The organism is Acidovorax sp., from assembly GCF_027492855.1.
In the GTDB taxonomy this organism is placed as follows: Bacteria; Pseudomonadota; Gammaproteobacteria; order Burkholderiales; family Burkholderiaceae_C; genus Acidovorax.
This window is the reverse complement of record NZ_JAPUDY010000066.1, coordinates 14,437-34,540: the sequence shown is the minus strand read 5'-3', so window position 1 is coordinate 34,540 and position 20,104 is coordinate 14,437. Positions and strand designations below refer to the sequence as shown.

Genomic DNA, 20,104 nt, shown 5'->3' with positions numbered 1-20,104 from the left:
TTATTCATCAAGCGCCAGAGGCCATTTTTATTCAAACTTCTGGATTCACTCCGCGCTGCAAAGCGATCCAGACCAGGGCGGGCGCATCAGCCACACCACCAGTGCGCAAAGGCTCCAGGCGGCCCGGCACCGGGTCGCCCTCGCCTGCCCACCAGAAACCCTGCCCCGCCTTCAACACACTGGGTGCGGCGTTCTGGGCTTGCGCCCACTGCCACTCACCCTGCAGCACCATGCACAGCCCCGCAGGCGTGCTGCCGGGCGATTGCGCATCGCTGACCACGCGCAGCGGGCCGTGCCACAGGCCCCGCCGCTGCATCAGGTTGAAATCCTTGGAGGTGCCACCCAACATCGCGCCGTCCACGGCGTCGTCGCCCGAGAAGGCAAACGGCTGCCAGCGCTCTTCCAGCCGGTGCTCCCAACCGGGGCTGCGCAGGTGCAGGCCGTCACCGCCCAGCAGCATGATCTGGCGGTCGATGGACGGGAAGACCGAGAACGGGCCGGGCCGGTCCACGGTGGCCAAACTCACGCGCCACTCAAAGTCGTTCATGTCCGCCCCGGGCGGCCAACAGGCCAGCTCTTGCGTGCTGCCGCCGCCGTTCTTCCACGGGGTGCTGGGGGTGGTGGCCAGGTCAAAGAAGTTCATCGCCATCGTCGTCGTATTCCTCATGGTGTGGCTGTCGGCTCTGTCCCCGCGATCAGCAGCGGGAACAGCGGGTGGTCCATCTCAGCGCCTGCGGGCAACTCGTCTGCCAGGCCCGGAAACTCGGGCGAAGTCTTCCAGGGCCGGGGCGCATGGCGCGTATCGTCGCCGAGGAATCGCACCGAGAACACGCGGCGGCGGTTGGTGCCCTCCACCCCGCCCGCCGCATGCAGCGTGAGCATGTGAAAACACACCACATCGCCGGGCTCGATCTCCCAGCCCACAATCGGGAAGGCGTCGCGGTCGGCCTCGACGTTGGGCAGGTCCTGCAGGCTGCCTTCAGGGAACCATTTGGCCTGGTTGTCCATGAAGGTGCGCGGCATGAGCCAGGGGCCTTTGTGCGAACCAGCCACAAATTCGAGCGTGGCCGCGCGCGAGACCGGGTCCACCGGGATCCACATGCTGATGTTCTGCATGCCGTCGATGTTGTAGTAGGGCTGGTCCTGGTGCCAGGGCGTGCGCTGGCGCGTGCCGGGCTCTTTCACCAGCACATGGTCGTGGTACAGCCGCACGGTGCGCGACTGCATCAGGCGCTGCGCGGCCAGCGCCAGCGGCGTTTCGTGCACAAAGCGGCCGAACTGCGGGATGTCCTGCCAGTTGCAGAAGTCTTCAAAAAAACGGCCTGGGTCGTCGGGGCGGCTGGCGACCTTGGCGCGCGGGCTGGGCGCGGCCAGGTTGGCGTCGATGCCACTTCGCAGCAGCGCCACCTCATCGGACGTGAGCAATTGTTTGATGCACAGCGCGCCGTCGCGGTCGAAGCGGGCGATGTCGCCTGCGGTCAGGCGCTCCTGCAGGCGCTGCGCAAAACGCGTTGGCAAGAGCGGGTCTGTGGCGGGTGAAAGCGGGGGCATGCGGGGCTGTCTCCTTGTGTTGGGTTGACCGTCGTCGTGCACGCGCCGCTTCACAGCTTCAGGCGCGCGTGAGCACGGCCTGCAGGAAGGAGCGCGTGCGCTCCTGCGTGGGGTTGGTGAAGATGGTGGCGGGCACGCCAGCCTCAATGATGCCGCCGCCGTCCATCACCACAACCACATCGCCCACATCGCGTGCAAAGTCCATCTCGTGCGTGACCACCATCATGGTCATGCCTTCGCTGGCCAGCAGCTTCATCACCTGCAGCACCTCGCCCACCAGCTCGGGGTCCAGCGCCGACGTGGGCTCGTCGAACAGCATCACGCGCGGCTCCATGGCCAGCGCGCGCGCAATGGCCACACGCTGCTTTTGCCCGCCCGACAGACTGGCGGGCATGGCCGTGGCCTTGTGCGCCAGGCCCACCTTGGTCAGCAGGGCCTGGGCGCGCTCCTCCGCCTCCTTGCGCGAGAGGCCACGCAGCTTGCGCGGGCCTAACGTGACGTTGTCGATCACCGACAGGTGCGGAAACAGGTTGAACGACTGGAACACCATGCCCACCTCTTCGCGCAGGGCGTTGAGGTCGTGGTCGGGCAGCATGCGGCCGTCCTGCACCAGCGTGCGGCCACAGATCTCGACCGTGCCACCCTCGGGTTGCTCCAGGCCGTTGCAGCAGCGCAAAAAGGTGCTTTTGCCCGAGCCGCTGGGCCCGATCACCACCACCACCTGCGATGGCAGCACATCAAAGTCGATGCCGCTCAGCACCACATGGCTGCCAAACGACTTGCGCAACCCACGGATGCGCACGATGGGCTGTGTGGCCGAATCCACCGCATTCATCACAGCGTCTTTCTTCTTCATTGCACCATCCCCCCAGCGCGCAGGCGCAACTCGATGCGGCGCAGCACCAGTGTGGTGATGCCGGTGAGGATGAAATACACCACCGCAATCGCCAGGTACACCTCCAGCGAGCGGTACGACACGCTGATGATCTTCTGCCCCTCGTGCATCAGGTCGTGGATGGTGAGCAGCGACACCAGCGCCGAGTTCTTGATCAGCGCGATGAACTCATTGCCCAGCGGCGGAATCATGCGCACCACCGCCTGTGGCAGCACCACGGTGCGCATGGCCAGGCCCGAGGACATGCCGATGGAGCGCGCGGCCTCCATCTGCCCCTTGTCGATGGACTGGATGGCGCCGCGCACCACCTCGGACACATAGGCGCCCGAGTAGATGCCCAGGCCAAGCACCCCGCACACAAAAGCGGGCAGCAGAATGCCGAACTGCGGCAGGCCAAAGAACAGGATGAACAGCTGCACCAGCAGCGGCGTGCCACGGATCGCGGCCACGTAGGCGGTGCACAGGGCATAGACCACGCGGCGCTTGGGATTCAGGCGGCCAATGCCCACCAAGAGGCCCATGACGCAGCCCAGCAGCAGCGAGGCAGCCGTGATTTCCACAGTGACCAGCGCACCCGCCAGCAACTGCGGTAACCCGGCCCAGACAGGAGAAAAATCAAGTTCCATGGCTCAGTTCGGCAACCGTGGGTGACTTACTTGGCAGCGCTGTTGCTGAACCACTTCTTGACGATGGCCGCATAAGTGCCGTCGGCCTTGAGCTTGGCGATGGCACCGTTTACCGCCTTCGTGAGCTCAGGCGTGTCCTTGCGCAGGGCCATGCCATATTCTTCGGTGGTGAGCTGCTCGTCGAGCACGCGCAGGCCGGGGCGGGTGCGCACATACTGAAAGGCGGCGGGCTTGCCGGTCACGGCGGCGTCGGCACGGCCGATGTCCACCAGGTTGAACATCTCCTGGTTCTTTTCGACCTCGACACGCTGCACCTTGGGGAATTTTTCGGTCAGGTACGACACCGACTTGGTGCCCACCTGCACGCTGACCTTCTTGCCGTCCAGGTCGACCAGTTTGTTGATGGTTTTGTTGTCGGCCTTCACCATCACCACCAGGCCACCGGCGTAGTAGGAGTCGGTGAAGTCCACCACCTTCTTGCGCTCGTCGGTGATGTAGATGGCCGAGACTGCCATGTCAAAGCGCTTGGAGATCAGGCCGGGGATCAGGCCCTTGAAGTCGATGTCCACCCATTCGACCTGCTTGCCCAGTGTCTTGGCAATGGCCTCCACCAGCTCGATGTCAAAACCCGTGCGTTTGCCGTTGTCCACGAATTCCATGGGCGGGAACGTGGCATCGGTGCCCACGCGCAGGACGTTGCTGTCCTGGGCCTGCGCACCCGTGGTGCAAAGGGCTGCGGCGGCCAGGCTGGCCAGAAGAAGGTTGCGGCGGAAGTTCATGGGGAAGTCTCCTTTTTAGAGGGGTGAGGGAATAATTCAGGGAGGGGTGAGCTGGCGGGAAATGCGCGCGGCGGCAACCACGGCCATGCCGATGAGCGCGGCCTCTTGCCCCTGGGCGCGCACCATCGGAGCCATCAGGGTGATGGCCCCGGCCGCCTGCCGGGGTGAGCCGAACACGGGCACGCTGACGCCCCAGACACCGGCATCCACTTCGCCGGAGCTGACCGCGTAACCCGCCTTGGCAATGCCTTCCAGCTCGGCCAGCGCCGCCTGGCGCTCGGCAGTGCCTGCGCCGTAATGCGTGTCCAACACAGCGCTGCGCATGGCGGGCGCAATATGGGCGAGCAAGCACTTGGCCGAGGCGCCGGAGCGCAAGGGCACGCTGCGGCCCTTCTCGAACGAGCAGCGCAGGGCCTGCGTGCTGTCCACCATGTCCAGGCACACCACGCTGTCGTTCACGGCCACCACCAGCCCCACGCTCTCGTGGGACTGCCGGGCCAGGGCCTGCATGTCTGGCCGCGCCTGGTGCACCAGGTGCGACGCCAAATCGAACCCCAGCGCCAGTTGCAGGCTGAGCGGGCCGGGCGCGTAGTGCCCGCTGCTCTCCAGCACAAAACCCCACAGCTTGAGCCGCGCCAACTGGCGGTACAGCGTGCTGCGTGCCAGGCCCGTGGCCTCCATCAACTCGACCGCCGACATGGGCTGGCCGTGCTGCGCCAGCACGGCCAGCACGTGCAGAACACGGTCGGCGGCGGCAACGGAGGTCAGTCCACGGGCTTGCATGGACTCAGTATCAAAGGATTGCAGCGGCATTCATACCCAACATTCCCACCGAATGGGAATGCCGTTCCCTTTTTTCAAATTCCGGTCGCGCCCTCCTCTGGGTTACTTCACCATGGGCAGCTTCAGGCCCTGCTTTTTGGCCGTTTCCACAGCCAGTTCGTAGCCCGCGTCGGCATGGCGCATCACGCCGCTGCCGCAGTCGTTGACCAGCACGCGCGCCAGGCGCTCGGCGGCATCGTCCGTGCCATCGGCCACGATGACCATGCCCGAATGTTGCGAGTAGCCCATGCCCACGCCGCCGCCGTGGTGCAGGCTGACCCAGGTGGCACCGCCTGCGGTGTTGAGCAGCGCGTTGAGCAGCGGCCAGTCGCTCACGGCGTCGGTGCCGTCCTTCATGGCCTCGGTTTCACGGTTGGGGCTGGCCACGCTGCCGGTATCGAGGTGGTCGCGGCCGATCACGATGGGCGCCTTCAGTTCGCCGTTTTTCACCATCTCGTTGAAGGCCAGGCCCGCGATATGGCGCTCACCCAGGCCCAGCCAGCAGATGCGCGCAGGCAGGCCCTGGAAGGCGATGCGTTCGCCCGCCATGTCGAGCCAGCGGTGCACATGCTTGTTCTCGGGGAACAGCTCTTTGATCTTGGCGTCGGTCTTGCGGATGTCTTCCGGGTCGCCCGAAAGCGCCACCCAGCGGAACGGACCCTTGCCTTCGCAGAACAGCGGGCGGATGTAGGCGGGTACGAAGCCGGGGAAGTCGAACGCGTTTTTCACGCCTTCGTCAAACGCCACCTGGCGGATGTTGTTGCCGTAGTCCACCGTGGGGATGCCCATCGATTGGAAGTCGAGCATGGCCTGCACGTGCACGGCGCAGGAACGGGCAGCAGCCTTCTTCAGCACCTCGTGCTGGGTCACGTCCTGCTGCGCGGCGCGCCATTGCTCCACCGTCCACTCGCTCGGCAGGTAGCCGTTGACGAGGTCGTGGGCAGAGGTCTGGTCGGTGACCAGGTCGGGCTTCAAACCGCCCGCCTTGGCGCGTTTCACCAGCTCGGGCAGTACGTCGGCCGCGTTGCCCAGCAGCGCGATGGAGATGGCTTCCTTGCGTTCCGTGTGGTGCTTGATGAGCGCGATGGCATCGTCGATGTCCTTGGCCTGCTTGTCCACGTAGCGGGTGCGCAGGCGAAAGTCGATGCTGCTTTGCTGGCACTCGATGTTGAGCGACACCGCGCCTGCGAACGTGGCTGCCAGCGGCTGCGCGCCGCCCATGCCGCCCAGGCCCGCCGTGAGAATCCACTTGCCTGCGAGCGAGCCGCCGTAGTGCTTGCGGCCCGCCTCGGCAAAGGTCTCGTAGGTGCCCTGCACGATGCCTTGCGTGCCGATGTAGATCCAGCTGCCAGCGGTCATCTGGCCGTACATGAACAGGCCCTTCTGGTCCAGCTCGCTGAAATGCTCCCAGTTGGCCCACTGGGGCACCAGGTTGGAGTTGGCCAGCAGCACGCGGGGCGCGTTGGCGTGGGTCTTGAACACGCCCACGGGCTTGCCGGACTGGATGAGCAGGGTTTCGTCGGCGTTCAGGTCCTTGAGCGAGGCGAGGATCTGGTCATAACACTCCCAGTTGCGCGCGGCACGGCCAATGCCGCCATAGACCACAAGGTCTTGCGGGCGCTCGGCCACCTCGGCGTCCAGGTTGTTCTGGATCATGCGGTAGGCGGCTTCGATCAGCCAGTTCTTGCAGGTGATGCTGCTGCCGCGCGGCGCGCGGATCACGCGGCTGGCGTCGTGGCGGGGGTCGGTGTTTACGGAAGCTGCGGCAGCAATGATGGCGTCGTTGGCGTTCATGGTGTGCTCCTGTGAATGGTGGGACGTGAAGAAAAATGGATCAGGCGAAGCTAGGCAGGCATTGCGTAAGCGCTTGGGGCCATGCGGACTGCTGGGCCCATTCGCGCATGGATTCGATGTCGGTGGCGAGGAAGCGGTCTTGCTCCAGGTAGGCCACGCGCTGGCGGATGGCGGCGAATTGGTCTTCCACCAAAGGCGATGACTTCAGAGCGCGGTCGAACTCCATGCCCTGGGCTGCGGCCATGGCTTCGATGCCCACCATGACTGCGGCGTTGCGCACCATGTCTGCAAGGCGCCGCGCGCCATAGGTGGCCATGGAGACATGGTCTTCCTGGTTGGCCGATGTGGGCAGGCTGGTCACGCTGCTGGGGTTGGCCAGGCACTGGTTCTCGGCGGCCAGCGCGGCGGCGGTGACCTGCGCGATCATGAAGCCCGAGTTCACGCCGCTGTCGCGGATGAGGAAGGCGGGCAGGCCCGAGAGGCCAGGGTCAAGCAGCAGCGACAGGCGACGCTCGGAGATGGCACCGATCTCGGCCACGGCCAGCGCGATGATGTCGGCCACAAAGGCCACGGGCTCGGCGTGGAAGTTGCCGCCGGAGATCACGTCGCCATTGTCGAAAACGAGCGGGTTGTCGGACGCCGCATTCGCCTCGATGGTCAGCACGCGCGCGGCATGGTGCAGGTTATCGAGGCACGCACCCATCACCTGTGGCACGCAGCGGATGGAATACGGGTCTTGCACGCGGCCGCAGTTCGGGTGCGAGGGGTCGATGGCGCTGCCGTCGAGCAAGGCGCGCACGGCAGCGGCCACGGCGATCTGCCCAGCCTGGCCGCGCGCCTCATGAATGCGCGCGTCGAAGGGTTTGACCGAGCCCTTGATCGCTTCGAGCGAGAGGCAGCCTGCCACCAGCGCTGCGGCGAACACGCTCTCGGCGCCAAACAGCCCGACCAGCGCCAGCGAGGTGGACACCTGCGTGCCGTTGAGCAGCGCCAGCCCTTCCTTGGGGCCCAGCACAAACGGCTGCAAACCGATGGAGCGCATGGCCTCGGCACCCGACACCACGGCACCGTTGACCTTGGCCTGCCCTTCGCCAATCAACACGCAGGCCAGGTGCGCCAGCGGTGCCAAATCACCCGAGGCACCCACCGAACCTTTGGCCGGAATCACGGGCAGCACGTTGGCATTGGCCAGGGCCAGCAATGCATCCGCGATCTCGGGGCGGATGCCTGAGTGCCCGCGCGCCAGGCTGACGGCCTTGGTGGCCAGGATGAGGCGCACCACCTCATCGGGCAGCGCATCACCCGTGCCCACGCTGTGCGACAGCACCAGGTTGCGCTGCAGTTCGGCCAGGCGCTCGTGGGCTATTTTTGTGCTGGCGAGCTTGCCGAAGCCGGTGTTGATGCCATAAACCACCTGGTCTTCATCGACGATGCGCTGCACCGTGGCCAGCGATGCCTGCATGAGCGCACGGGCCGATGGGTCCAGCGACAGTTGCACGGGCGCGGCATGGATGCTGCGCAGCTCGGCCAGCGTGACGCGGCCGGGGTGCAGGGTCAGAGATGAAACGGTGTTTTTTGTCATGGCGTCGATCCTGTATATACAAGTAGGTACAAGCGTAAGAATTCTGGGCTTTTGGCGAAAAACTTTCAACCGGCGACGGGATTGCCGTCGGCTCGGAAGCGGCTGCCCAGGCGGTAACGAGTAGCGGGGTGCAGGCAGCGCACCACGGTGATCGGCACGCCGCGCGACCAGGTGCGGCGGGTCAGCAGCAGGCAAGGCTCCTGCGGCGACATCTCCAGCAGCGTGGCCTGCTCGGCGGTGGGCATGACGGCATCGACCACATGCTCGATCTGGTCGAAGGGCACGTTGCGCACCAGGTATTCGGAGGGTTGCAGCAGCGTGAAATCCTGCGCGGCGAACTGGGGCACCTGGCGCGGGTTCACATAACGGTCTTCAAGCTGCACGGGCAGGCCGTCCTCGCGGTGGACGCACAGCGAGTGGAACACCGACTCCCCCGTGCGCAGGTCCAGCGCGGCGGCCACTTCGAGAGCGGCCGAGATACGCTCCACCGCCAGCACGTCGCAGCGATAGTCGTGCCCACGCTGGCGGATCTCGCTGGCCAGGTTGGCGATCTGCAGCAACGTGGACTGGGGCTTGTCTTCGGCCACAAAGCTGCCCACACCGGCCACGCGCACGATGCGGCCCTGCTCCACCAGCTCGCGCAGCGCGCGGTTCACCGTCATGCGCGAAATACCGAACTGAGTGACCAGCTCGTTCTCGGACGGCAGGCGGTCGCCCGCGCGCCAAACGCCTTCCTGGATCTTGCGCGAGATATGGTCCTTGACCTGCTCGTACAGCGCCATGGCCACAGGCGCAGCCACGGCTGCCGCGCCCTGGGACGGGGCAGCAACGCGGCCAACGCTGCGCGCAGCAACGGCGGGACGAGGGGAAGGACGGGCGCTCATAGGGTCAACACGTTCATCAGTGCAGATCGGCCGCCATGGATTCGGCGCGGATCTCTTCCGTCAAACGCGCCTTCAAGGCCATGAATTCCGGGCTGGTCTTGATCGTGTAGTGGCGCGGGTGCGGCAGGTCCACGGCCAGTTCGGTCTTGATGCGGCCGGGCCGGGCGCTGAACACGGCCACGCGGTTGGCCATGAAGATGGCCTCATCGATGTCGTGGGTGACAAAAAGCACGGTCTTGCGCTCGGCCTCCCAGATGCCCAAGAGCAGTTCCTGCATGAGCACGCGGGTCTGATTGTCCAGGGCGCCGAAAGGCTCGTCCATGAGCAATATCTTGGGGTCGTTGGCCAGTGCGCGCGCAATGGCGGTGCGTTGCTGCATGCCGCCCGACAGCTGCTTGGGAAAGTGCTGCTCGAAGCCGCGCAGCCCCACCTTGGCGATGAAGTACGCGGCGCGCTCTTTTTGCTGTGCCTCGGGCATACCACGCTCGCGCAGGCCGAAGCGGATGTTCTGCTCGATGGTGAGCCAGGGGAACAGCGTGTAGCTCTGGAACACCATGCCACGGTCTGCGCCGGGGCCTTCCACCGGGCGGCCGCCCAGCAGCACACGGCCCGCAGTGGGGTGATCAAGCCCCGCCACGATGCGCAGCATGGTCGACTTGCCGCAGCCCGAAGGGCCGAGGATGGTCACGAAATCGTTCTCCGCCACATCGAAATCCACGGGCAGCAGGGCCTGGGTGGTCTGCCCCTTGGGGCTGACGAAGGTGCGCGAAACACCTTGGATGGACAGCAGCGGGCTCATCGCAGGGCACTCCAGGCAAACAGGCGGCGGTTGACGAACTTGAACAAGGTATCGGACACCAGCCCGATAAGGCCGATGACGATGATGCCGAAGATAATCTGGCCGGTGTTGAGCAGCGCCTGGCTGTCGGTGATCATGTGGCCGATGCCCGATGACGAGCCGATCAGCTCGGCCACGATCACGTAAGTCCAGGCCCAGCCCAGCACCAGGCGCAGGGTCTCGGCGATGTCGGGGGCGGCCCCCGGAATCAACACGCGGCGCACGATGCCCGTGGGGCTGGAGCCCAGCGTGTAGGCCGCCTCCACGAGGTCCTTGCGGGCATTGCCCACGATCACGGCCACCATCAGGATGATCTGGAACACCGAGCCGATGAAGATCACGAGCAGTTTTTGCATCTCGCCCAGGCCCGCCCACAGGATCAAGAGCGGAATGAAGGCCGAGGCGGGAAGGTAGCGGCAAAAGGACACGAAGGGCTCAAGAAAAGCCTCCACCCCCTTGTGCGCACCCATCGCGATGCCCAGCGGCACCGCCACGATGGCCGCCATGATGAAGCCGCCGAGCACACGCCACACCGTCATGCCGATGTCGTGCAAAAAGCCGAACTCGGTGAACAGCAGCCAGCCTTCCTTGGCCATGGTGATGGGGCTGGCCAGGAACGTGGGCGAGACAAAGCCCCCCAGCGTGAACGCGGCCCAGGCAGCGAAGAACAATATGAAAAACGCCACCCCCAACACCAGCCGCGTGCGGGTGCTCACAGGCTCTAACGGGGCCAGGGCCCGGCGGCGAGGCCGCTCTGGCTCTGGCGAAGGTGCAACACCCATCACGCGACTCATGGATCAATCCTTGTGATGGCTGCTTATTTGATGAAGCTGTCGTCGAACATCGCCTGGAAGTTCTCGGGCTGCTTACGGATGACGCCCGCTTCGAGCAGGATCGCGCTGGCATCCTTCATGAAGGCTGTGAGCTCACCCGCAAAGAACTTCTGGTTCGCGGCCTTGTCTTGCCAGCGCAGGAAGGCCGCCGACTTGGCGAACGCCTCGCCGGTCTGCTTGACGGCTGCGCCCATGATCTCGTTGGACTTGGTGGGGTCGGCCTTGATCATCTCGAGTGCCTGGAAGTACGAGTTGGCCAGTGCCTGCGCGGCCTTGGGGTTGGCCTTGAGCCACGTGGGGTCGCAGCCCACGGTGTCCATCACCATGGGGTAGTCGATGGTGGTGGCCAAAATTTTGCCGGCGGCGGGGTTGGCGCGCACGGTGGACAGATAGGGCTCGTAGGTCATGGCGCCGTCGTTCTGGCCCGACACAAAGGCCTGGGCAGCAGGCTGGGGCTCCAGCGAAACGATCTTCACGTCCTTGAGGCTCATGCCGTTCTTGGACAACATCCAGGCCAGGCCGAAATACGGGGCCGTGCCGGGCGCGCTCACGCCGATGGTCTTGCCCTTGAGGTCGGCAAAACTCTTGACGTCATTGCGCACGGCCAGGCCGTCGGCGCCATACGACTTGTCCAACTGGAAGATCTGCACGATGGGCACGCCGTTGGTGTTCCAGGCGACATGGGTCTCCACCGTGGTGGCGGCGCACTGGATGGCCTTGGAGGCCAGGGCCAGGTGGCGGTCCTTCTGGGGGATCATCTTGATCTCCACATCGAGGCCGTTCTTCTTGAAGATGCCCGCCTTGTCAGCCAGCGTCAGGGGCGCAAAGCCCGTCCAGCCCGACATGCCCAGCACAATCTTGGTTTCTTGCGCCTGGGCCGGTGTGGCCAGGGCCATTACGCATGCCGTTGCCGCCGCCAGCGACGTCCATTTCACAACCGATCGAGTCATCATCTGCTCCTGTTTGAAGAAAGTACCTTGGCCTACCCTGGCCGGGCTGCACCCGCATACCAGCCGACATGATGGCATTGGCGGCATACCTGTATATACAGGGTAAACACCAGAAAACCTGGTGATTCAGCAAGGCTGAGTATCCAACAGCAAGAAGGGAGCCAAGAGAGAAAACGCCCTTTTTTTGCAGGGGCCAGCAAGCAAATTGCTACCAAATCAATAGCATCTAGCGCTTATTCAACAAGCGCTGGATGCCATTTTTACACCCATCCGCCTATCCATGGTCAGGCGGCAAGCCCGCATGTGGCTGCACTATCCAAGCGCATACAAGTGCCTGCAAGCGCATGTGTGCCCTGCTCTCTGCACACAACCCGTCCATACAGCACGCAGGTGGCTTATTCCATTTCTAAATCAACCGATCACTTTGTCGGCTTCGCTTGCCGTGCTACAGCACTGTCTGCGCTTCGCCTTCGCGTGCTCGATCGATTGAGAAACGGAATTACTCCACCACCGGCAGCCGCACGGTGACCGACAGGCCGGGCTCTGCATTGCGCATGTGCAACTGCCCGTCATGCGCCTGGGCCACCAGGCGGCACAGGTACAGGCCTAACCCCACCCCGCCCGTGGTGCGCTGGCGGGCCGTGTCTGGGCGGTAGAACGCCTGGGCCAGGTGGGGCAGGTGCTCGGGGGGCACGCCACGGCCATGGTCGCGCACCTCCAGCTCTACCACGCGGCGATCCTCTTGCAGCCGCAGATGCAGTTCGGGGGGCAATGCGCCGGATTCGCTGTGGCGCAGGCTGTTGTCCAACAGGTTGCGCAGCAACAGCCGCAGGCGGGAGCGGTCGAGCCGGATGGTGGGCAGGTCTGGCGGGGCATGCAGAACAATGCTGGCCGCGCCAGCGTGGCGCGAGCCGAGCTCGGCAATCACCTCGCGCGCCAGTTCCGTGAGGTCGGTGGGCTCGCGGTGCAGCGCGGCATGGCGCCCGGCCAGGCGCTCGCTCTCCAGCAGGTCGGAAATAAGGCCAGCCATCTCCCCCAGGTCGCGCAGCAGGGCCAGCCGCTGGGCTTCGACGTCGGCGGTCTCGGGCAGCAACTCGGTGTTCAGCCGGGCCCGGGTCAGCGGGCTGCGCAGCTCATGGCTCATGGCCAGCAACAAGGCGCGCTTGGCTTCCAGCATCTGGTGGATGTCGTCGCCCATGGTGTTGATGGTGGCGGCCAGTTGCCCCAGCTCGTCAGGCCGGTGCGCGTGCCGCACCGGGATGGGCTGGGCAAAATTGCCGTCGCCAAAGCGCTGGGCGCCTTGGCGGATGTCGTCCAGCGGCCGCAACAGATGGCGCACGTACACAAAGGCCAGTGCGGTCATCAGCAGCAGCACCGTGAGCGTGCCCCAGGCAATGCGCGGGCGCTTTTCCCACAGCATGGCATTCACGCCAAATTCGATGTGGTGCCCGTCTGCCGTCGTGCGCTGCAGCAGGCCGTGGCCGTTTTCGTCGCCCGCCCAGTGATTGTCCTGGCGGAGCTTGTCGGTCATCCAATGGGGACGCGGCTGGTCGGGGTGGGAGGCCCAGTGAATCGTCGGGCCGTCAATGCGCAGCGTGACGGGCAGGCGGTCGGCGATGGCCTGCGCGCGCTCGACGCTCGGGGGGTTGCCGATCTCGGCGGTCAGCCGGTCCACATAGTCCATCAGCAGTGGGCGGGCCGCCTCGCGCCACCCCACGGCCACGGCCTTCTGCACCCCACCCATGAAGGTGACTGCGACCGTCACGGCCAATGCCACGAACACCAGCACCAGGCGGATGCGCAGCGAGTACCCCACGGCATACCGCGCTCGGTGGTGCCACGGGCAGTCCGGGTCGTGGGCTGGGTCGGTGTTGTGCCTCTTCATGGTGCTGCGGCCCGCCGCAGGGCCAGCGAATACCCGGCGTTGCGCAGCGTCTTGATGCAGTCCAGCGGCTCCAGCTTCTTGCGCAGGCGGCTCACCACGATGTCCACGGCGCGGGTGTACAGCTCGGCCTCGTGCCCGCGCAATTGGTTCAGGATGTCGTCGCGGCTGAACACCTTGCCGGGCTCTCGGGCCAGCAGGTGCAAAAGGTCGAACTCGGTGCCGGTCAACTCCACTGCAGCGCCCTGGCGCAGCACGCTGCGACGGGCGGCGTCGATGGTGAGCCCCTCGAACTCCAGCGACTCCACGGCGGCGGCCCCCTGCCCCGGCCCCCTGCGGCGGCGCAGCACGGTCTGCAGGCGCGCCACCAACTCACGCGGCTCAAAGGGCTTGGGCAGGTAGTCGTCCGCCCCCAGCTCCAGCCCCACCACGCGGTCCATCACCTCGCCGCGCGCCGTGAGCATCACGATGGGCAGGTCGCCCTGCTTGCGGATGGTGCGGCACAGCTCAAAGCCATCCATCTCGGGCAGCATCACATCCAGGATGGCGGCATCAAAGCCCCCCACCCCCAACTGGGCCAGGCCGTCGCTGGGTTTGAGGGCGTGGACCAGCTCCAGCTCGAACCGCTGGAAATATATGGCCAGCGGCGGGCCGAGCTGTGCGTCGTCGTCAATGAGCAGGATGCGGTGCATGCGCAATTCTCACACTGTCAGGCGTTCATTCCGTTGGCGGCCCAATCGCCGTCTCCGCGCAATGCGCGGTGCCGCACGATCAAGCGGCGCAGGCGGCCCTGCGCTGTGGCCTGGAGCGCATCGAAATGGTCGGCAGCGGCCAACAAGGCGGGCAAGGTGTGGGCAGCGGCCTCGGGTTGGCGGGCCACCAGGCCCAGCGCGTGCTCGCGGTCAAAGCGCGGCCCCCAGACCAGCGACATCAGCTCGTCATGGGGATCGGGCATGCCCGCCAGCAGCACCGGCCCGTGCGTGCGAACGCCCTGCGCCAGGCGGTGGATAGGTTCCAGCATGGGTGACATGGAAAGACCCCTTGCCATCAGCCGCGTGCCATCCAGCCCTTGCGCCGCTGCATCAGCTCGCGCACTTTTTGCTGCTGCTCAGGGTTCAGGCTGTCGTAGAAGTCGGCCATCGCGCTGACCACCTCGGGGCTGTGGGCCTGCACCGCGCGGGTTTTTTCGTCCAGCAGGGTCTGTGCGCGTGCACGGTCGAACTTTTCGCCTGCAACAATGGCCTGCATTTCGGTGCGGGGGTCGGTGGTCTTGCCGATGAATGCCGTGCGTTGTGCCTCCACCTTGTCGGCCAACACGTTGAGCTTGGTCTTTTGCGCTTCGTTCAGGTCCAGCTTGCTGCTGACCCGCTCGACCACCTTGCCACGCACCTCGGCCATTTTCTCGGCACTCATGGGGCCACGGTGGTGATAGTGGTTGCTGGAGCAGGCCGTCAGACCACCCACCACAATGGAAGCGCCAAAGATGCCCACCAGGGTTTTCTTGATCCAGGGTTTCATGATGCAGTCCTTTCACGGACGGTGTTGAACATGGCCCTGATGGTGCCGCGCGGCGTGCGCCACGTCGTCTCGACGCAGTTTCGGTTTATTTCACTTTGTATCGCGCGACAGAGGCCCGCACCCGGCGAAAGGCGCCCTCCCGCGTCCACCAACCGGCGCAGGCACGGCAATCCAAACCATGAAACAAATCAAGCCCTAGCGCTTATTCATCAAGCGCAAGCAGCTATTAATTTAATAGCAAATCATTTTCATCCTGGCGCAATACCCACGCCTCGCAATGCGACGATTTGCCCAAAGCCCATCGTTCCAATTTCAGAACAGTGAAGGCATTTTTAGGGGGCTTATCACCGGCATTGTCCTCCTTTACCATTCAATCCATGCCGCACATTCTGTCGCGGCCCCACTCGCGAAAGGAGTCTTACCATGACTGCTAATACCACCACCCTGAAGTCCGTCGTGAACGTGCAAAGCGCCCCCGGTCGCCACTGGGTGGGCGACGGGTTCCCGGTTCAAGGCATGTTTGGCTACAACGGCAACGGTGTCGCTGCGCGCAGCCCCTTCCTGCTGCTGGACTATGCCGCGCCGACCACGTTCTCGCCCAACACCGGCCACCGCCGTGGCGTGGGTGCACATCCGCACCGCGGCTTCGAGACCGTGACCATCGTCTATGACGGCGAGGTCGAGCACCGCGACAACACCGGCGCCGGTGGCGTGATCGGCAAGGGCGACGTGCAGTGGATGACCGCCGGTGGCGGCATCATCCACGAGGAGTTCCACTCGGAGGCCTACAGCAAGAGCGGTGGCCCGTTCGAGATGGTGCAACTGTGGGTCAACCTGCCCAAGAAGGACAAGATGACCCCGGCGCACTACCAGGGCATCACGTCCGGCACCATCCCGGTGGTGCCGCTTGCGGGCGGCGCAGGCCAGGTGCGTGTGATCGCTGGCAAGCTCGAAGACGCTGAAGGCCCGGCCGAAACCTACACGCCCATGAACGTGTGGGACGTGCGGCTGAACGCCGGTCAGGCGGTGGACCTGCCGCAGCCCGAAGGCTGGACTTCGCTGGTGCTGGTGCAGTCGGGCACGGTGCAAATCAACGGCCAGAGCGCCAGCGCCGGGCAGTTGGTGACGCTGGAGCGTGACGGATCGGGCCTGCGCCTGGAGGCTGACGGCGGCGACGTCAAGCTGCTGGTGCTGGCTGGCGAGCCCATCGATGAGCCCGTGGTGGGTTATGGCCCGTTCGTGATGAACAGCGAAGCCGAGATCCGCCAGGCGGTCACCGACTTCAACGGCGGTCGCTTCGGCCGCGCGCCGCACTAAGCAGGTAAGGCAGCAGGCCGCTGCCGGGCCACGGTACAAGCCGGGGCCCGGCGGCGGCTTGTGGTGCCCTGCTACGCGCAGCGCGGCTGTGGCCCCTCCCCTCAAGTGTTTCAAACAACCACAGGAGACCGTGATGCCCCAAACTCCCCATTGGATTGCCCGCCTGGCACAGGCGCGTGCCACCTACCCGCTCGCGGCCACGCTGCTCACGTTCATCTTTTGGTGGAGCGGGCTCACCAAGATCTTCGACTTTGGCGGCGCTACCGCCGAGATGGCGCAGTTCGGTCTGCAACCCGCAGCCCTCTTTGCCGCGCTGACGATTGCCGTGCAATTGCTGGGCTCCGCACTGGTCATTAGCGGCGGCCGCTGGGTATGGCTGGGTGCGGGGGCGCTGATCGTGATGACCGTGGGCACCATCCCGGTGGCGCACCGGTACTGGGAGATGACGGGCATACAAGCGATGCTGGAAAAGGCACTCGTGCAAGAGCATTTCACCGTCATCGGCGGGCTGCTCGTAGCCGTGATCGCGGCCGAACTGCGCCGCCGCGCGCGCTGAACCCGGAGACCATTCATGCCCCTTCACAGAAACGACGCCGCCAACGACACCCCGCGCCTGGCGCCCGACCTGCTCTACCTGCTGGAGCAACTGCCACGCGAGCGCTGGCCAGCCGAGGCAGCGCATGGCACCGCAGGTGTCTGGCTGTCGATGCATGCGAGCCTGCGCCACGGCCAACAACGGCTGGAAACCCTGGCCCAGCGCTGGTTGAGCAAGGACACCGACTGGGTCGGATTTCGCCAAGAGGCTGTGCCGCTGCTCGATGCCCACCTGGGCCACCTGCACGGCCACCACCGACTGGAAGACCAGCACTACTTTCCGGTCATGCGGCACGCCGAGCCACGCCTGGCTACCGGCTTTGACCTGCTGGACAGCGACCACCAAGCGATCGACCAGTCGGTTCAGGCCTTGCACCGCCTGCAACTGCAGCTTGTGCGCGCCAACCCCGCCGAAGCTGCGGCTTGGCAATGCGCGCATGACCTCGTGCGCGAATTGCCGGTCTGCGGTAGGCTGTTGAACCGGCATCTGGCGGACGAGGAGGATCTCGTCATCCCCCTGCTGGCGCTGCGCGAAAGCAGGCAGCGCGCAGCTTGAACGCCTGTTTACGATCTCCCAGATGCCGGCCGAACAACAGACAAGGAGCATGCATGGAAGACAACAACATCCTCAAGCACATCAACAAGCTCGTCGCAGAAGAAGAAGCGCTGCGCAGCGCGGGCTCGGCCCAGGACCCGAGCGGCAACCGACTGCGCGATGTGGAGCACCAGCTCGATCAGTGCTGGGACCTGCTGCGCCAACGCCGCGCGCTGCGCGAGTTCGGGCGCAACCCCGACGACGCCGCGCTCCGCGATGCGGGCACGGTAGAGGGCTACAAAGGCTGATTCCGCACATGCCATGGCACCGCTGCGGCGGGTGGCATGGGCTGACGGCATACTCAAAAAACCAGGCTGCGGACCAAGCGTTCAGCACACACGGCTTGATGGGCTCTCTGATGGCCTGACGAGCCGTTGGCCTTCCAAGGCAAAGGGCATGCCGCATGCCAAAACTTCACAATAAACAGGGAACAATTCATGGCCGTTGAGGGAAGCACCAGCCAATTGGTGGGCATCGTCACGCTGCTGGGCGCAGCGGTGGTGGCAGTGCCGCTGTTCAAACGCATCGGGCTGGGCTCGGTGCTTGGGTACCTGGCAGCGGGCCTGGCCATTGGGCCTTTTGGCCTGGCGCTGGTGACCGACGCGCAAACCATCATCCACGTGGCCGAGCTCGGCGTGGTGATGTTCCTCTTCGTCATCGGGCTGGAAATGAAGCCCTCGCACCTGTGGAGCCTGCGCGGCCAGATTTTTGGGCTGGGTACCCTGCAGGTGGTTGTCTGTGCCATGTTTCTCACTGCCGTTTCCATGGCATTTGGCTTCTCGTGGCAGGTGTCCTTTGTGTGCGCATCGGGCTTCGTGCTCACGTCCACGGCCATCGTCATGCAGGTGCTGGCGGAGCGGGGCGACATCCTCGCACCACGCGGGCAGCGTATCGTCTCGATCCTGTTGTTCGAAGACCTGCTGATCGTGCCCTTGCTGGCCGTGGTGGCCTTCCTGGCGCCGCCGGATGCCGTGGCGGCCGCTACCTCACCGCTGTGGCAACGCGCCGGCATTGCCGTCCTGGCGCTGGGCACGCTGGTGGGTGCCGGCCTGTGGCTGCTGAACCCCTTGTTCGGACTGCTGGCCAAGTCCAAGGCCCGCGAGGTCATGACCGCTGCCGCTCTGCTGGTGGTGCTGGGTGCGGCGCTGCTGATGGAACAAGGCGGCCTGTCCATGGCCATGGGCGCCTTCGTTGCGGGCGTGCTGCTGTCAGAGTCCACCTTCCGCCACCAGCTTGAAGCCGACGTCGAACCCTTCCGTGGCCTGCTGCTGGGCCTTTTCTTCCTGGGCGTGGGCATGGCGCTGGACCTGGACGTGGTGGCCCGCAACTGGCAGCTCATCGTCTCAGGCGTGATCGCGCTGATGGTGGGCAAGGCGATCTGCATTTACGCGGTGGCACGCTTCGCCCGCAGCAACCACAGCGACGCCATCGACCGCGCCATCCTCATGGCCCAGGGCGGCGAATTCGCCTTCGTGCTGTTTGCCGAAGGGCTCAAGCTGCAAGTGCTCACGCCTGAGATCAACGCCAACATGACCGCCATCGTCGTGCTCTCCATGGCCATCACACCCATAGTGGTGGCTGTGCACAAGCGTTATGCAAGCAAGGTGGAAGCCACCCTCGACGGCGTGGAAAAACCGCACGACCTGCACGGCAGCGTGCTCATCATCGGTTTCGGTCGCGTCGGCCAGATCGCCAGCCAGGCGCCGCTGGCCATGGGCGTGCAGTTGTCCATCATCGACAACGACCCGGACGTGACCCGCCATGCGCTGCCTTATGGCTTCAAAGTCTATTACGGCGATGGCGCACGGGCCGACGTGCTGCACGCTGCAGGCGCGCACCACGCGCGCGCCATCATCGTCTGCGTAGACGACAAGGACGCGGCCACGCGCATCGCAGAAAACGTGCGGCGCGAGTTCCCGCAAAGCCGCCTGATCGTGCGCGCCTATGACCGACAGCACGCGCTGGAATTGATCAAACACGACGTTGACGTCGCCGTGCGTGAAACCTTTGAATCCGCCGTGCAGATGGGCCGCCAGACCGCATTGGCCCTGGGAGCCACCGAGGACGAGGCCAATGCGTTGACCGACGCGGTGCGCAGCCGCGACGCCGAACGGTTCGCGCTGGAGACCTCGGGCGGTGACTTCGCTGGCCGCGCGCTGTTGCTGGGCAACATCGACTACATCGAGCCACCCAAGGACAACCACAAATCCGCGCCAGGCCAGCCAGCCCCTGAAGGCGCTGCCTGAGCTTTGCTGCATTCATCCATTTCACAGCAAGGAGACCGCCCATGGCCAGTGACGAGACCTCAGAAGTCATCCTCAACGAAGCCGAGCACCGCTTTGAACTGCACATAGACGGCCACATGGCCTACGAGGTGTTCGAGCGTTTTCCCAGTGGCATTGCCTACCGGCACACCATCGTGCCCAACGAACTGGCGGGCAAAGGTGTTGGCAGCAAGCTGATCAGGTACATCCTCGACTACGCTGCCAACAACCACCTGAAAGTGCGGCCCGACTGCCCCTTCGTGAAGGCCTACATCGACAAGCACCCCGAGTACCAGGCCAATTCCCTGTACCACGGCGCCAAGGCCTGACTCCAGGCCGACGCAATTCATCACCGCACCCTTCAACAAAACCTTTGGAGA

Annotated in this window: 22 protein-coding genes; 6 read left to right on the top strand and 16 right to left on the bottom strand. The window is 65.0% G+C overall.

Going from position 1 to position 20,104, the window contains the following annotated elements:
* Positions 1-31: 31 nt before the first annotated feature.
* The 16 genes from Q0105_RS12590 to Q0105_RS12515 form a co-directional block, all read right to left on the bottom strand.
* Entirely contained in the window at positions 32-667 is a 636-nt protein-coding gene (locus Q0105_RS12590; protein ID WP_298212267.1) for a HutD family protein, read from the bottom strand.
* Entirely contained in the window at positions 664-1,551 is an 888-nt protein-coding gene (locus Q0105_RS12585; protein WP_298212265.1) for a phytanoyl-CoA dioxygenase family protein, read from the bottom strand. The genes Q0105_RS12590 and Q0105_RS12585 overlap by 4 nt, the downstream gene beginning before the upstream one ends.
* A 58-nt stretch (positions 1,552-1,609) precedes the next feature.
* The gene (locus tag Q0105_RS12580) at positions 1,610-2,407 is read right to left on the bottom strand and encodes an amino acid ABC transporter ATP-binding protein (RefSeq protein ID WP_298212263.1); all 798 of its coding nucleotides are present in this window, start codon (positions 2,405-2,407) and stop codon (positions 1,610-1,612) included.
* On the bottom strand, positions 2,404-3,072 hold the full coding sequence (locus Q0105_RS12575; RefSeq protein ID WP_298212261.1) for an amino acid ABC transporter permease: 669 nt from the start codon (positions 3,070-3,072) through the stop codon (positions 2,404-2,406). The genes Q0105_RS12580 and Q0105_RS12575 overlap by 4 nt, the downstream gene beginning before the upstream one ends.
* A 26-nt stretch (positions 3,073-3,098) precedes the next feature.
* Positions 3,099-3,851: a glutamine ABC transporter substrate-binding protein gene (locus tag Q0105_RS12570; RefSeq protein ID WP_298212259.1), complete on the bottom strand. Its 753-nt coding sequence runs from the start codon at positions 3,849-3,851 to the stop codon at positions 3,099-3,101.
* A gap of 36 nt (positions 3,852-3,887) precedes the next feature.
* Positions 3,888-4,634, bottom strand: a complete 747-nt coding sequence (locus tag Q0105_RS12565) for an IclR family transcriptional regulator (RefSeq protein ID WP_298212257.1) — start codon at positions 4,632-4,634, stop codon at positions 3,888-3,890.
* A gap of 102 nt (positions 4,635-4,736) precedes the next feature.
* Positions 4,737-6,467, bottom strand: coding sequence for a urocanate hydratase (hutU, locus tag Q0105_RS12560; RefSeq protein WP_298212255.1), 1,731 nt, complete (start codon positions 6,465-6,467; stop codon positions 4,737-4,739).
* 40 nt (positions 6,468-6,507) lie between these two features.
* Positions 6,508-8,049, bottom strand: a complete 1,542-nt coding sequence (hutH, locus tag Q0105_RS12555; protein WP_298212252.1) for a histidine ammonia-lyase — start codon at positions 8,047-8,049, stop codon at positions 6,508-6,510.
* Positions 8,050-8,114: 65 nt separating this feature from the next.
* The gene (gene hutC, locus Q0105_RS12550) at positions 8,115-8,933 is read right to left on the bottom strand and encodes a histidine utilization repressor (RefSeq protein WP_298212250.1); all 819 of its coding nucleotides are present in this window, start codon (positions 8,931-8,933) and stop codon (positions 8,115-8,117) included.
* A gap of 16 nt (positions 8,934-8,949) precedes the next feature.
* Positions 8,950-9,732, bottom strand: a complete 783-nt coding sequence (locus Q0105_RS12545) for an ABC transporter ATP-binding protein (RefSeq protein ID WP_298212249.1) — start codon at positions 9,730-9,732, stop codon at positions 8,950-8,952.
* The gene (locus Q0105_RS12540; protein ID WP_298212247.1) at positions 9,729-10,565 is read right to left on the bottom strand and encodes an ABC transporter permease; all 837 of its coding nucleotides are present in this window, start codon (positions 10,563-10,565) and stop codon (positions 9,729-9,731) included. Before Q0105_RS12540 ends, Q0105_RS12545 begins: the two co-directional genes overlap by 4 nt.
* Before the next feature lie 23 nt (positions 10,566-10,588).
* Complete coding sequence (locus Q0105_RS12535; RefSeq protein WP_298212245.1) at positions 10,589-11,554, bottom strand: ABC transporter substrate-binding protein; 966 nt, start codon at positions 11,552-11,554, stop codon at positions 10,589-10,591.
* A 499-nt stretch (positions 11,555-12,053) separates the two neighbouring features.
* A complete protein-coding gene (locus tag Q0105_RS12530) occupies positions 12,054-13,439 on the bottom strand; it encodes a HAMP domain-containing sensor histidine kinase (protein ID WP_298212243.1) in 1,386 nt (461 codons plus the stop codon).
* A complete protein-coding gene (locus tag Q0105_RS12525; RefSeq protein ID WP_298212239.1) occupies positions 13,436-14,128 on the bottom strand; it encodes a response regulator transcription factor in 693 nt (230 codons plus the stop codon). Before Q0105_RS12525 ends, Q0105_RS12530 begins: the two co-directional genes overlap by 4 nt.
* A gap of 17 nt (positions 14,129-14,145) precedes the next feature.
* On the bottom strand, positions 14,146-14,466 hold the full coding sequence (locus tag Q0105_RS12520; protein WP_298212237.1) for a hypothetical protein: 321 nt from the start codon (positions 14,464-14,466) through the stop codon (positions 14,146-14,148).
* A 17-nt stretch (positions 14,467-14,483) separates the two neighbouring features.
* Positions 14,484-14,954, bottom strand: a complete 471-nt coding sequence (locus Q0105_RS12515) for a Spy/CpxP family protein refolding chaperone (RefSeq protein ID WP_298212235.1) — start codon at positions 14,952-14,954, stop codon at positions 14,484-14,486.
* Positions 14,955-15,398: 444 nt separating this feature from the next.
* On the opposite strand from Q0105_RS12515, the gene Q0105_RS12510 reads away from it, so the two are divergent.
* The 6 genes from Q0105_RS12510 (at position 15,399) to Q0105_RS12485 (ending at position 20,053) form a co-directional block, all read left to right on the top strand.
* Positions 15,399-16,271, top strand: coding sequence for a pirin family protein (locus tag Q0105_RS12510; protein ID WP_298212335.1), 873 nt, complete (start codon positions 15,399-15,401; stop codon positions 16,269-16,271).
* A gap of 133 nt (positions 16,272-16,404) precedes the next feature.
* Positions 16,405-16,827 (top strand): DoxX family protein, encoded by a 423-nt coding sequence (locus Q0105_RS12505; protein ID WP_298212233.1) that lies wholly within the window; start codon positions 16,405-16,407, stop codon positions 16,825-16,827.
* Positions 16,828-16,842: 15 nt separating this feature from the next.
* Positions 16,843-17,421, top strand: coding sequence for a hemerythrin domain-containing protein (locus Q0105_RS12500; RefSeq protein WP_298212231.1), 579 nt, complete (start codon positions 16,843-16,845; stop codon positions 17,419-17,421).
* Between the two features lie 53 nt (positions 17,422-17,474).
* A complete protein-coding gene (locus Q0105_RS12495; protein WP_298212229.1) occupies positions 17,475-17,708 on the top strand; it encodes a DUF2630 family protein in 234 nt (77 codons plus the stop codon).
* A gap of 189 nt (positions 17,709-17,897) precedes the next feature.
* On the top strand, positions 17,898-19,706 hold the full coding sequence (locus tag Q0105_RS12490) for a monovalent cation:proton antiporter-2 (CPA2) family protein (protein WP_298212227.1): 1,809 nt from the start codon (positions 17,898-17,900) through the stop codon (positions 19,704-19,706).
* A gap of 41 nt (positions 19,707-19,747) precedes the next feature.
* Positions 19,748-20,053, top strand: coding sequence for a GNAT family N-acetyltransferase (locus Q0105_RS12485; RefSeq protein WP_298212225.1), 306 nt, complete (start codon positions 19,748-19,750; stop codon positions 20,051-20,053).
* Positions 20,054-20,104: the final 51 nt, after the last annotated feature.